This window comes from Bradyrhizobium sp. WBOS07, from assembly GCF_024585165.1.
GTDB classification, from domain to species: Bacteria; Pseudomonadota; Alphaproteobacteria; order Rhizobiales; family Xanthobacteraceae; genus Bradyrhizobium; species Bradyrhizobium japonicum_B.
The window spans coordinates 3,731,445-3,743,772 of record NZ_CP029008.1 but is presented as its reverse complement, the minus strand read 5'-3'; the positions used below and the strand labels follow the sequence as shown (position 1 = coordinate 3,743,772).

General features: G+C 63.8%; 11 protein-coding genes. 4 read left to right on the top strand and 7 right to left on the bottom strand.

All coding sequences use genetic code 11. The features are described from left to right. Nucleotides 1–41: 41 nt before the first annotated feature. The 4 genes from DCM79_RS17910 to DCM79_RS17895 form a co-directional block, all read right to left on the bottom strand. Nucleotides 42–1,115 carry a branched-chain amino acid ABC transporter permease gene (locus DCM79_RS17910; RefSeq protein WP_257175611.1) on the bottom strand — a complete coding sequence of 358 codons (1,074 nt, stop codon included), beginning with the start codon at nt 1,113–1,115 and terminating at the stop codon, nt 42–44. A 3-nt stretch (nt 1,116–1,118) separates the two neighbouring features. Further along, the gene (locus DCM79_RS17905) at nt 1,119–2,012 is read right to left on the bottom strand and encodes a branched-chain amino acid ABC transporter permease (protein WP_018317428.1); all 894 of its coding nucleotides are present in this window, start codon (nt 2,010–2,012) and stop codon (nt 1,119–1,121) included. A gap of 178 nt (nt 2,013–2,190) precedes the next feature. Then, nucleotides 2,191–4,122 carry a long-chain fatty acid--CoA ligase gene (locus tag DCM79_RS17900; protein WP_257175610.1) on the bottom strand — a complete coding sequence of 644 codons (1,932 nt, stop codon included), beginning with the start codon at nt 4,120–4,122 and terminating at the stop codon, nt 2,191–2,193. Further along, nucleotides 4,119–4,940, bottom strand: a complete 822-nt coding sequence (locus tag DCM79_RS17895) for an ABC transporter ATP-binding protein (protein ID WP_257175609.1) — start codon at nt 4,938–4,940, stop codon at nt 4,119–4,121. The genes DCM79_RS17900 and DCM79_RS17895 overlap by 4 nt, the downstream gene beginning before the upstream one ends. Nucleotides 4,941–5,276: 336 nt before the next feature. On the opposite strand from DCM79_RS17895, the gene DCM79_RS17890 reads away from it, so the two are divergent. Further along, nucleotides 5,277–5,951 carry a Crp/Fnr family transcriptional regulator gene (locus DCM79_RS17890; RefSeq protein ID WP_028137580.1) on the top strand — a complete coding sequence of 225 codons (675 nt, stop codon included), beginning with the start codon at nt 5,277–5,279 and terminating at the stop codon, nt 5,949–5,951. 7 nt (nt 5,952–5,958) lie between these two features. Here the strand turns inward: DCM79_RS17890 and DCM79_RS17885 are convergent, their stop codons facing one another. Both DCM79_RS17885 and DCM79_RS17880 read right to left on the bottom strand, forming a co-directional pair. Further along, nucleotides 5,959–7,221 (bottom strand): MFS transporter, encoded by a 1,263-nt coding sequence (locus DCM79_RS17885; protein ID WP_257175608.1) that lies wholly within the window; start codon nt 7,219–7,221, stop codon nt 5,959–5,961. 120 nt (nt 7,222–7,341) lie between these two features. Continuing rightward, nucleotides 7,342–8,184: a uroporphyrinogen-III synthase gene (locus DCM79_RS17880; protein ID WP_257175607.1), complete on the bottom strand. Its 843-nt coding sequence runs from the start codon at nt 8,182–8,184 to the stop codon at nt 7,342–7,344. A gap of 187 nt (nt 8,185–8,371) precedes the next feature. Here DCM79_RS17880 and purU point away from each other — a divergent pair, with 187 nt between their 5' ends. Next, nucleotides 8,372–9,235 (top strand): formyltetrahydrofolate deformylase, encoded by an 864-nt coding sequence (gene purU, locus DCM79_RS17875; RefSeq protein WP_257175606.1) that lies wholly within the window; start codon nt 8,372–8,374, stop codon nt 9,233–9,235. A 64-nt stretch (nt 9,236–9,299) separates the two neighbouring features. On the opposite strand, the gene DCM79_RS17870 is transcribed toward purU, so the two are convergent. Continuing rightward, complete coding sequence (locus tag DCM79_RS17870; protein ID WP_257175605.1) at nt 9,300–9,584, bottom strand: hypothetical protein; 285 nt, start codon at nt 9,582–9,584, stop codon at nt 9,300–9,302. A 518-nt stretch (nt 9,585–10,102) separates the two neighbouring features. Here DCM79_RS17870 and DCM79_RS17865 point away from each other — a divergent pair. Further along, nucleotides 10,103–11,281, top strand: coding sequence for an ABC transporter substrate-binding protein (locus DCM79_RS17865; protein ID WP_257175604.1), 1,179 nt, complete (start codon nt 10,103–10,105; stop codon nt 11,279–11,281). A 177-nt stretch (nt 11,282–11,458) separates the two neighbouring features. Further along, nucleotides 11,459–12,328, top strand: coding sequence for a branched-chain amino acid ABC transporter permease (locus tag DCM79_RS17860; protein ID WP_028137574.1), 870 nt, complete (start codon nt 11,459–11,461; stop codon nt 12,326–12,328).

Here is a 12,328-nt window from a genome sequence, read left to right as displayed (position 1 = left end):
TCGGTTCCTCCTGTTTATTGTTTAAGTGAAGTGGTCCGCGCTCAATGTGAGAACGGGTAGAGTTTCCAGTACGCCTTGATCTGCCGCCAGCGATGCGCGAGCCCGTCAGGCTCGAACATCAGGAACGCGATGATGATCACCCCGATCGCGATCTCGCGCAGGAAGGTGATGTTGGTGTTGAGTGACAGCGCCTGGTCGATCGCGCCGCCCTTCAGATGATGGCTCAGCCACTCCATCGATTCCGGCAGCAGCACCACGAAGGCTGTGCCCATCAGCGTGCCCATGACCGAGCCGGTGCCGCCGATGATGATCATGGCGAGGAACAGGATCGAGCGCTCGATGCCGAAACCTTCCTGCGACACCACGAGCTGGTAGTGCGCGTAGAGCGCGCCGGCGATGCCGGCGAAGAAGGCGGCGAGCCCGAACGACAGCGTGCGGTATTTCGTCAGGTTGATGCCCATGATCTCGGCGGAGAGATAATGGTCGCGGATCGCCACCAGCGCGCGGCCGTCCCGCGTGCGCATCAGATTGGTGACGAGGATGTAGCTCACGAGCACATACGCCAGAACGACGTAGAAATATTGTCGGTCGCCGCGCAACGTATAGCCGAAGATCGAGAAAGGCGCGGCGCTCGCCGGCACCGAGCCGCCGGAAAACCATTCGGCGCGCGAGAAGAAGTCGAGCAGGATGTACTGCGCGGCCAGCGTCGCGATGACGAGATAGAGGCCCTTCAGCCGCGCCGCCGGGATGCCGAAGATCAGGCCGACCAGCGCGGTGACGATTCCCGCAAGCGGGATGGCGAAGAACACCGGGATCGGCGCGTTGTTGGAGATATAGGCCGAGGTGAAGGCGCCGAGCAGGAAGAAGGCGGCGTGCCCGATCGAGATCTGGCCGGTGAAGCCGACCAGGATGTTGAGGCCGAGCGCGGCGATCGAGAAGATTCCGATCTGGATCAGGATGCTGAGCCAGTATCCGCTGAAGAATTGCGGCGCGAAGCACAGCAGCGCGACGCCCACGATGGCGAAGTTGCGGCTGGTGGCGGTCGGGAAGATCGTGGTGTCGGCCGCATAGGAGGTGCGGAAATCACCAGCAGGAATGAGGGCAGGGCCGGCCATGGGTCAGATCCGTTCGATGTCGTGGGTGCCGAACAATCCGTAAGGCTTGATCATCAGCACGATGATGAGGACGTAGAACGGCGCGATCTCGTAGAGATTGCCCCAGTGCAGATACTCGCTGTCGACATATTGCGCGACGTTCTCGAGCAGGCCGATGATGATGCCGCCGAGCACGGCGCCGCCGACGGAGTCGAGCCCGCCGAGGATCGCCGCCGGAAAGACCTTGATGCCGTAGGCGGCAAGACCCGACGACACGCCGTTCACGACCGCGACGACCACACCCGCGACCGCCGAGACCGTCGCCGAGATCGCCCAGGCCATCGCGAACACGCTCTTGACGGAAATGCCAAGCGATTGCGCGACCTGCTGGTTGAACGCGGTGGCGCGCATCGCCAGGCCGTACTTCGAAGCACGGAAGAACCAGGCCATGCCGATCATCATGGCGACGGAGACCACCAGGCTCATGACATAGACGGTCTGGATCTGCAGCCCGAGCAGGCTGACCGACTGGCTCTCGAACACGCGCGGGAACGGCTGCGGATTGACGCCGAACATCCATTTTAGCGTCGCTTGCAGCACGGTGGAGAGGCCGATCGTCACCATGATGACGGATATGATGGGCTCGCCGATCATCGGCCGCAGGATCAGGACCTGGACCGCGATGCCGAACACGAACATGAACACCAGCGTCATAGGCATGCCGATCCAGAACGGCACCTGGTACTTCGCCAGCAGCGCCCAGCACACCCAGGCTCCGACCAGCAGCAGCTCGCCTTGCGCGAAATTGACGACCTGCGTCGCCTTGTAGATCAGCACGAACGACATCGCGACCACGCCATAGAGCGTGCCGACCACGAGGCCGTTAACCAGAAGCTGGATGAGGAAGGCGGTGTTCATTTATGATTTCCTGCTGCACCGGCATCGTCATTGCGAGCGCAGCGGAGCAATCCAGGGTCTTTCTGCGCATGCAGTCCGGATTGCTTCGCTGTGCTCGCAATGACGGACGGCATATGCGATTGCTCTGCCGCAAGCGGGGAGAGGCGAAGAGCAGTACCGCTCGCGACTGGGAACTGCTTCACTCCGCCGCCTCCGCCATGTGCCCGTGCATCCCGAGGTCCACCACTCGCAATGTCGTCCGTACCCGCTGTGTGGTGCCGTCCTGGAAGCGGATCACGGTGTCGACGGGAATGTCGGAATCGCCGCGGTAGATCGCGTCGATGATGCCGGCGTACTTCTCGTTGATGACGCTGCGGCGCACTTTCCTGGTGCGGGTGAGCTCGCCGTCGTCGGCGTCCAGCTCCTTGTAGAGCAGCAGGAAGCGCGAGATGCGCTGGGCCGGCGGCAGCGTGGCGTTGACGGTCTCGACCTCCTTGTGCAGCAACGCGTAGACCTCGGGCCGCGAGGCGAGGTCGGTGTAGGTGGTGAAGGAGAGGCGGTTCTTCTCCGCCCATTTCGAGATGATCGAGTAGCGGATGCAGATCATCGCCGCGAGCGCGTCGCGGCCGGCGCCCAGCACCACGGCTTCGGCGATATAGGGCGAGAATTTCAGCTTGTTCTCGATGAATTGCGGCGAGAAACGCTCGCCGCGCGAGGTCTCGGCGAGATCCTTGATGCGGTCGATGACGACGAGCTGGTTGTTGGCGTTGAAATAGCCGGCATCGCCGGAGCACATCCAGCCGTCCTTGATGTCGGCGACGCTCGCTTCCGGATTCTTGTAGTAGCCCAGGAACATGTTGGGATGCCGAACCACGATCTCGCCGACGCCGTGGACGTCGGGATTGTCGATGCGGATCTCGACATTGTCGGCCATCGGCACGCCGGTCGTGTCGGGATCGACCTTGCCTTCGGGATGCAGCGTATAGGCCCCGAGCAGCTCGGTCTGGCCGTAGAGCGTGCGCAGCGGCACGCCCATCGCCTGGAAGAACTTGAAGGTCTCGGGGCCGAGCGCCGCGCCGCCGGTCGCGGCCGAGCGCAGGCGGGTGAAGCCGAGGCGGTCGCGCAGCGCGCGAAACAGGATCGCGTCGGCAAGGGCGGAGCGTTTGCCCTGTTCGAGCGCGGCGAGGCCGCTCTTCATGCCGAGGTCGAACAGGCGCTGCTTGAGAGGCGTGGCGTCCATCACCTTGGCCCGGACGTCGGCGGCGATGGATTCCCAGACGCGGGGGGCAAACAAGACGAACGTCGGCGCGATCTCGCGCAGATCGTTCATCATGGTGTCGGGCTCTTCGACGAAGTTGATCTTCATGCGGCACAACAGGCCTTTGCCGAGCACGTAGACCTGCTCCATGATCCATGGCAGCGGCAGCACCGAGACGTATTCGTCGTCCGGCCCTTTCGGATCGAAGGCGAGATAGGTCGCGCAATGACCGAGCACCCGGCCGGCGGCGAGCATCGCCAGCTTGGGATGAGACGTGGTGCCCGACGTCGTGCAGAGGATCGCGACATCCTCGCCATTGGTGGCATCCACGAGGCGGTCATAGAGCTCCGGCTCGCGCGCGGCACGTGCCCGGCCGAGCTCGGCAAACGCCTCCGCCGACATCAGGCGCGGGTCGTCGTATTTCCGCATCCCTCGCGGATCGGAATAGATGATGTGCTTCAGCTTCGGTGCGCGGTCGGCGAGGGTGAGCAGCTTGTCGACCTGCTCCTCGTCCTCGGCGAAGACGAGCTGCGCCTCACCATAATTGAGAAGATAGGAGGCCTCCTCGTCGAGCACGTCGCGATAAAGCCCGAGGCTGAGGCCGCCGATGGCGTGCGTCGCGACTTCCGCCGCGACCCAGTCCGGCCGGTTGTCGCCGATGATGCCGATGACATCGCCGCGGCCAAGGCCCATTTCGACGAGACCGAGCGCGAAGTCGCGCACGCGGGCCTGATAGTCGTTCCAGGTGAATAGCCGCCAGAGCCCGAGATCCTTCTCCCGCAGCGCGATTTCGTTGCCGTGCTCCTTGGCGTTGAGCCGGAGCATCTTGGGATAGGTGTCGGCCTGCGCGACGCGGCCTGCGTAATCCATCATGCCGCGCTCTCCTGCGCAGGCGGTGCATCGTCGGGATCGACCAGCACTTCGTCCTCCTCGCCGAGATAGGCACGCTTGACGTGAGGATCGGCGAGCACCGTCGCGGGGTCGCCTTCGGCGATCTTCTTGCCGAAATCCAGCACCATCACGCGATGGGAGATGTCCATCACCACGCCCATGTCGTGCTCGATCATCACCACCGTCATCCCAAACTCCTCGTTGAGGTCGACGATGTAGCGGGCCATGTCCTCCTTCTCCTCGAAGTTCATGCCGGCCATCGGCTCGTCGAGGAGGATGAGGCGCGGCTCCAGCGCCATGGCGCGGGCGAGCTCCACGCGCTTGCGCAGGCCGTAGGGGAGGGTGCCGGCGGTGGCTTTGCGCACCGACTGCAGATCGAGGAAGTCGATGATTTCCTCCACCTTGCGGCGGTGCTCGAGCTCCTCCTTGCGCGCGCCGGTGAGCCAGTACAGCGAGCCCGTCAGGAAATTGTTCTTCAGGAGGTGATGGCGGCCGACCATGATGTTGTCGAGCACACTCATGTGGTGGAACAGGGCGAGATTCTGGAAGGTGCGGCCGATGCCGAGCGAGGCCCGGGCATTCGGCGTCAAGCCGGTGATGTCGCGGTCTCCATAGAAGAGCTGGCCTTCAGTCGGCTTGTAGCGACCGGAAATACAGTTCACGATCGAGGTCTTGCCGGCGCCATTGGGGCCGATGATCGAGAACAGCTCGCCGTCCTTGATGGCGAAACTGACATCGGTCAGCGCACGGACGCCGCCGAATCGCAAGGACACGCCGCGCACTTCAAGACTGGTAGCCACCAAACGAAACCCTCCCGGTGATGGCGCTTTTTAGCCGCGCTCTTCGTCCGTTCTGTCCGGCGATCCTAGTACGGTGGTGCCGGTGAGGCCATGCAGCAGATGGTCTCGACCGGAGCCCGCGCCACTCTCGTTCCCGTCAGGGATCAAGAGCCGCATCGCCGAGGTGGTCCTCAATAGGGGAAAGCGCTATTTTGAAATGTCTCCCGGCTGACAATTCTGCGACAAAGTTTGCCGGGCGGCAGCGGCCTTCATCTTTCGTCGGGTGGCAGTCGTCATAATCATGTTGCAATGCAACAGAAGGTGGAGTGACGAAACGGTGCGGCTGTTCGCGAGATCATGATTTCAGAAGATCATCTGAAGCGCGTCGCCGCCTGGTCGCGCGAGCTCACGCAAGCGGAGATCGAGGTCGCGCGCGCCGGTATCACCGAGCGGTCCTACGGCACCGGCGAGACCGTGTTCATGCGAGGCGACATCTTCGCCTATTGGGCCGGCATGGTCAGCGGTCTTGCCCGCATGGGCGGGGTCTCGCGGGACGGCAAGGAGACGAGCCTGGCCGGGCTGACGGCAGGGGCCTGGTTCGGCGAGGGCAGCGTGCTCAAGAACGAGCCGCGCCGCTATGACGTGGTTGCGCTGCGCGACAGCCGCGTCGCGCTGATGGAACGCAGCGCCTTCATGTGGCTGTTCGAGAACAGCGTCGGCTTCAACCGCTTTCTGGTGCGCCAGCTCAACGAGCGGCTCGGCCAGTTCATCGGCATGCTCGAGGTCAATCGGACCCTCGATGCGACCGCGCGCCTTGCCCGCAGCATCGCCTCACTGTTCAACCCGATCCTCTATCCGGAATCGACCGCGCATCTGGAGATCACCCAGGAGGAGATCGGCGCGCTCTCCGGCATGTCCCGCCAGAACGCCAACCGCGCGCTGAACCGGCTGGAGAAGGAGGGGCTGCTGCGACTAGAATATGGCGGCGTCACCATCCTCGATATCGAGCGGCTGCGCGGCTACGGGGACTAACGCGACCTCATCGCGCGTTGGCGGGCGCGTGCACCGGCCAGAGATCGGCGCGCCAGCGGATCGCGATCGCCAGCATCGTGATGAAGCCCGCGGAGGCATAGAGCGAGCCGGTTGCGGAATAGCCGATGACGTCGATCATGCTGCCGGCCGCGAGCAATCCGATCGGCAGGCCGTAGATCACCATCATGCGCACGCCCATCACGCGGCCGCGAAGATGGGCACTGGCCGACCGCATCAGGATCACGGCTGCCGAGATCATCGACATGCTCTGGGCGATACCGGCGAGAACGAGGCAGGCCATCGCCACCGGCATGGTCCTGACTTCGACGAACACCAGCAGCATGGCGTACCAGGCCAGCGTCGCGCCGATCAGCAGCCGGGCAATGCGCAGTCCGCCGACGAGGCTGAGCGTGATGGAACCGATCAGCGAGCCGATTGCGAAGCTCGCCGAGAGGTAACCGAGGCCGGTCTGGTCGGTATGAAAGATGTCGCGGGCGATGTAGGGCAATAGCCCGCCGGTGAAGGGAAATGCGGTGAGATTGGCCAGGAACGCCACGCACAGCGCCGCGCGCATTCCCGGGCCATTCCAGGCGTAGACGATTCCCTCCTTGAGCTCGCCCAGCAGTCGCGACACCGCGTGGCTGTTGGCCGGAAGATCGCTCGTGACGACGGTTCTCTTCGGTCGGGTCAGGCAGAGCATGAGAAGCGCGGCCGCCAGATACAGGCAGGCGATCGCCACATAGACGAGGCCGATGCCGAGGACGGCGAACAACCCGGCGCCGGTCAACGCGCCGGCGATGCGCGCGCTGTCCTGGGTGGTGCGTGCAACGCTGATGGCGCCAACCAGCTGCTCGGCCGGCATGATCTCGGCGAGCAGCGCGCCCCGGACGCCGAGATCGGAGGGACGAATCAAACCCATGATCGCGACGATGATCATGACGCTCAGCGGCGACAGATGACCGGTCAGCGCCAGGACCATGATGGTTGACGAGAGCACCGTATAGGCAAGACGCATCACGATCAGCAGATCGCGATGGCCCATGCGATCGCCGATCATGCCGAACACCGGCGCGACCAATGTCCCGACGAACTGGAGCGAGGCAAGCACGGTGAGCAGCAGCACCGAGCCGGTCTCGACCAGGATGTACCAGCCGAGCACGAGCGTCTCGACCTCGAACGCCCAGGAGGTGAGCAGATCCGACGGCCATTGAAAACGATAGTTGCGAATGCGGAACGGCGCGAGCGCGGAAGGTCGTGCGGCTCTGCTCAAGGCGCGATGGCTCGTATCACGGCGATTTCCCAGCCCGTGTGGTTTCTTCTTGCTCGCAAGCTAGCGCCAGCGATGCTCGTGTCAATCGCAGCTGCCGCAGGCCGCCCCCGCGTTCGGCTCTTACCTCGCCGCGGCTCTCGGCTTCCGCTGCGCCAGGGCTGAGGCCATCGCCGAGATGAGCGGTCGCATGAAGTACGCTTCCTCCGCCGGCGAAACGTCGGTGCGCAGGCCGTGGGCGGCGAGCTCGCCGGAGACCGCCGGACCGACCGACGCGATCAGCGTCCGTTCGAGGCCGGCGCGCAGCTTGGCCTCGCTGCCATGCGCCTTCGCGGCCTCGATCAGTCGGCGGACCTGGCCGAGATTGGTGAGCGCGAGGGCGTCGATCCGACCTGCGGCCATGTCGTCGACGGCGGCGATGATGTTGGTATCCGCTGCCTTGGAATCGTAGACATAGGGCAGCACCGTATCGACCGCGGCGCCTTGTGCGGCCAGCGCGCCGGTCAGCGCGCTATGGTCCTTGTCCGGATAGAGCTGCAGGCCGAGGCGCCGTCCCCTGAGGTCGAGCTTGCCCAGCATCTCGATCACGCCCTCGGTGGTCGGTTTCTCCGTCGTCTGCTGCGGTTCCAGCCCGATCTCGCGCAGCGCCTTGCCGGGCTTTGGGCCGCGGGTGAATGTCCGCGCCTTGGCGAGCGCCGCGACAAAGTCGGCGTCGATCCCGCGGGCGCGGGCAAGCTTCATGATCCGCCGCAGGCCTTCGCCGGTCATCAGCACGAGATCGTCAAGCGGCTTGTCGATGGCGCGGCGGATCCAGGCCTCGACCGGGGCCGGGTCCGGCGCGTCGTGGATGGTGAACATCGGGCATTGCACGACCTCGGCGCCTTGCTCGGCCAGCAGCTTGGAAAACTGCGCCTCCTCGCGCGTTTCCAGGATCAGGATGCGGTAGCCGTTCAGGCGGTCGGCCATGGGATTCTCCGTAATCGCAATCGTCTGTTCATCCTGACTCCGCGCATGATGTCGAAGCAAGTCTTGGGATTGTCTTGGGATCGTCTTGGGATTGGCGCAAGGGCGGGGTCGGTGCTAGAGCAGGGTGCAGGTCGCGGGGTCGTTCCGCTGCACAAACCTTCATCAAGAGCCAAGCCCGTCCATCAACATGCCCGACCATCAATATGTTCTGACCTTGTCCTGTCCGGATCGGCCCGGCATCGTCTCGGCGGTGTCGACGTTTCTCGCCCACAATGGACAGAACATTCTCGACGCCCAGCAGTTCGACGACGTCGAGACCAAGAAGTTCTTCATGCGGGTGGTGTTCACCGCAGCCGATCTTGCCGTGGAACTGTCGGCGCTGCAGACCGGCTTTGCCGCGATCGCCGAGCGCTTCGGCATGGAATGGCAGATGCGCGACCGCGCCGCGCATCGCAAGGTGATGCTGCTGGTGTCGAAGTCCGACCATTGCCTGGTCGACATCCTCTATCGCTGGCGCACCGGCGAGTTGCCGATGACGCTGACTGCGATCGTCTCCAACCATCCGCGGGAGGTCTATGCCGGGCTCGATTTCGGCGGCATCCCTTTCCACCACCTGCCGGTGACCAAGGAGACCAAGCGCGAGCAGGAGGCACAGATCATCGACCTCGTCGGCAAGACGAAGACCGATCTCGTCGTGCTCGCCCGCTACATGCAGATCCTGTCCGATGATCTCTCGGCCAAGCTTTCGGGTCGCTGCATCAACATCCACCACTCGTTCCTGCCGGGCTTCAAGGGCGCAAAGCCCTATCACCAGGCCCATGAGCGCGGCGTCAAGCTGATCGGAGCCACCGCGCATTACGTCACGCGCGATCTCGACGAAGGCCCGATCATCGACCAGGACGTCGAGCGCATCAGTCATCGCGACACGCCCGAGGATCTCGTCCGCAAGGGCCGCGATATCGAGCGTCGCGTGCTCGCCCGCGCGATCCGCTACCATCTCGACGACCGCGTCATCCTCAACGGTCGCAAGACCGTGGTGTTTGTCGACTAGCGAATAGCGAGTGGCGGATAGAAAAGGGACGATATTCGCCACTCCCAATTCGCCGTTCGGCCCCTCAGCGCACCGTGCTGGCCGACGTCGTTCCCGTCGCGCCCTTCTGCGCCTGCTCTTCCTTCTCGCGATCCGCCGCCGGCATCAGCCGCTTGCGTTCGCGTTCCTTCATGTAGGCGTCGTATTGCGGTGTGCCCGGTCGCGGCGGGGCATCGGCCGGCAGGCCGCCGGCCCATTGCGGGACATAGTCGCCCATGCCGGCGGAGAGTTTTTCGTTGACCGTCCCGCAGCCGGACAGTCCCGCAGCGAGCGCAGCGAGGACGAGGGCGGAACGAAAAGTCTTGGACATTGTATGGGCGCGCAGTCGGTCAGTGGACGCCAGCCCGGGCCGGCAGGGCAGAAGCTTAGCCTTCAACAAGGTAAAATAGACTTATTCGAGATAGGTAATTTATTACCGAGATGCGGGAAGCCAGGGCGCGCGGATGTACATATTCTGCAAGCGAAAGACGAAATCCTCCATGCCTGCGATCCCTGCCGGTTCTAGACTGCCATGCGACGCTCGCGACAACATGGCGTGGGTCGGCGGCGGGGTTCTCGTTGACAAGTCCATTTTCTTTGTACATTCGTACAAATGATTGGTGGGCGAGTTGCTTCGGGGAAACCCGACGTAACCCGGGGCGCCGCTTCGGCCGGTGAGTCACCGGAACGCAGGGCTCGCCGAATAGTCGCCAAACGTCCGATTGACAAGGTTGGCGCGAAAGACGCCCATGTGGCCAGCGATGATTGCTCGCGCGTCGGCAAAGTTTGAGGCAAGGGCCGGGCACTCGGTCCAGGGCAAAGAGCAGGAATGAAGGGGAGGGACATCTGATGTTCGAACGCAAGATTCTTTCGCGGACCGCCGTAGCGGTCGCCATCGCAAGCCTCGCGGCCGTCGCGCCTGCGAAGGCTCAGGACAGCGTCAAGATCGGCCTGATCCTGCCGATGACAGGCGGCCAGGCCTCGACCGGCAAGCAGATCGAGAACGCGATCAAGCTCTATATGCAGCAGAAGGGCGACACCGTCGCCGGCAAGAAGATCGAGATCATCCTCAAGGACGATGCCGCGATCCCGGACAAGACCAAGACCGCCGCGCAGGAGCTGATCGTCAACGACAAGGTCAACTTCATCGCCGGCTTCGGCGTGACGCCCGCCGCACTTGCGGCGGCGCCGCTGGCAACGCAGGCCAAGATTCCGGAAATCGTCATGGCGGCCGGCACCTCGATCATCACCGAGCGCTCGCCCTATATCGTACGCACCAGCTTCACGCTGGCGCAGTCCTCGACCATCATCGGCGACTGGGCGGCGAAGAACGGCATCAAGAAGGTGGCGACGCTGACCTCGGACTACGCGCCGGGCAATGACGCTCTCAACTTCTTCAAACAGCACTTCACGGCCGGCGGCGGCGAGGTGGTCGAAGAGGTCAAGGTTCCTCTGCAGAACCCCGACTTCGCACCGTTCCTGCAGCGCATGAAAGACGCCAAGCCGGACGCGATCTTCGTGTTCGTGCCGGCCGGCCAGGGCGGCAACTTCATGAAGCAGTATGCCGAGCGCGGCCTCGACAAGGCCGGCATCAAGGTGATCGGGCCCGGCGACGTCACCGACGACGACCTGCTCAACAACATGGGCGACGCCGTGCTCGGCACGGTCACCGCGCACCTCTACTCCGCGGCGCACCCTTCGCAGATGAACAAGGATTTCGTCGCCGCCTACAAGAAGGCGTTCGGCAATCGTCCGGGCTTCATGGCGGTGGGCGGCTATGACGGCATCCACCTGATCTACGAAGCGCTGAAGAAGACCGGCGGCGATACCAACGGCGACAAGCTGATCGAAGCCATGAAGGGCCAGAAGTGGGAGAGCCCGCGCGGTCCGATCTCGATCGACCCTGAAACCCGCGACATCGTGCAGAACATCTACATCCGCAAGGTCGAGAAGGTCGACGGCGAGCTGTACAATGTCGAGTTCGCCACCTTCGAGGCGGTCAAGGATCTCGGCAAGACCAAGAAGTGACGCGTTAGTTTCACCTCTCCCGCTTGCGGGAGAGGTCGACGCGAAGCGTCGGGTGAGGGCTCCTTCCACTAGGGGATTGTCCCTTTACGGAGACACTCTCTCCCCAACCCTCTCCCGCAAGCGGGAGAGGGAGCGCAGCACGGCCTCGGCCATACCTGAGATGATCTTCGACCTTCAATGACCGCAATCCTCACCAACCTGTTCGATGGCGTTGCCTACGGCATGCTGCTGTTCGTGCTCGCCTGCGGGCTTGCGGTCACGCTTGGCCTGATGAACTTCGTCAACCTCGCCCACGGCGCCTTCGCCATGGCCGGCGGTTATATCTGCATGGTGCTGGTCAACCGGATGGGCTGGCCGTTCTTCGCCGCACTGCCGCTCGCCTTCGTCTCCTCGGCCGCGATCGGCATTGCGCTCGAACGGACGCTCTATCGCCACCTCTATACGCGCAGTCACCTCGACCAGGTGCTGTTCACGATCGGCCTGACCTTCATGTCGGTTGCCGCCGTCGACTACATCCAGGGCTCATCGCGCGTCTTCATCAATCTGCCGGCCGCGCTCCAGGGCCAGTTCGACCTGTTCGGCGTCGGCATCGGCCGCTACCGGCTGATGATCATCGTCATCTGCGGCCTGCTCACCATCGCTCTGCAGATGGTGCTGGCCAAGACCCGCTTCGGCAGCCGCCTGCGCGCCGCCGTCGACGATCCCCGCGCCGCGAGCGGTCTCGGCATCAACGTGCCGCAGGTGTTCGCCTTCACCTTTGCCTTTGGTTGCGGGCTCGCAGGCCTCGGCGGCGCGCTCAGTGCCGAGATCCTCGGCCTCGATCCGTACTTTCCGCTGAAGTTCATGATCTACTTCCTGATCGTGGTCACCGTCGGCGGCTCCTCCTCGATAACAGGCCCGTTCCTGGCCTCGCTCCTGCTCGGCATCGGCGACGTCGCCGGCAAATATTACGTACCGAAGATGGGCCCCTTCGTGATCTACACCATGATGATCGTGATCCTGATCTGGCGCCCGAACGGCCTGTTCGGCCGCACGGCCGCGCGTTGA

Coding starts and splice junctions, on each gene's coding strand:
- DCM79_RS17910 (WP_257175611.1), bottom strand. CDS start 1,115: ATGGCCGGCCCTGCCCTCATTCCTGCTGGTGATTTCCGCACCTCCTAT.
- DCM79_RS17905 (WP_018317428.1), bottom strand. CDS start 2,012: ATGAACACCGCCTTCCTCATCCAGCTTCTGGTTAACGGCCTCGTGGTC.
- DCM79_RS17900 (WP_257175610.1), bottom strand. CDS start 4,122: ATGATGGATTACGCAGGCCGCGTCGCGCAGGCCGACACCTATCCCAAG.
- DCM79_RS17890 (WP_028137580.1), top strand. CDS start 5,277: ATGATTTCAGAAGATCATCTGAAGCGCGTCGCCGCCTGGTCGCGCGAG.
- DCM79_RS17880 (WP_257175607.1), bottom strand. CDS start 8,184: ATGGCCGACCGCCTGAACGGCTACCGCATCCTGATCCTGGAAACGCGC.
- purU (WP_257175606.1), top strand. CDS start 8,372: ATGCCCGACCATCAATATGTTCTGACCTTGTCCTGTCCGGATCGGCCC.
- DCM79_RS17870 (WP_257175605.1), bottom strand. CDS start 9,584: ATGTCCAAGACTTTTCGTTCCGCCCTCGTCCTCGCTGCGCTCGCTGCG.
- DCM79_RS17865 (WP_257175604.1), top strand. CDS start 10,103: ATGTTCGAACGCAAGATTCTTTCGCGGACCGCCGTAGCGGTCGCCATC.
- DCM79_RS17860 (WP_028137574.1), top strand. CDS start 11,459: ATGACCGCAATCCTCACCAACCTGTTCGATGGCGTTGCCTACGGCATG.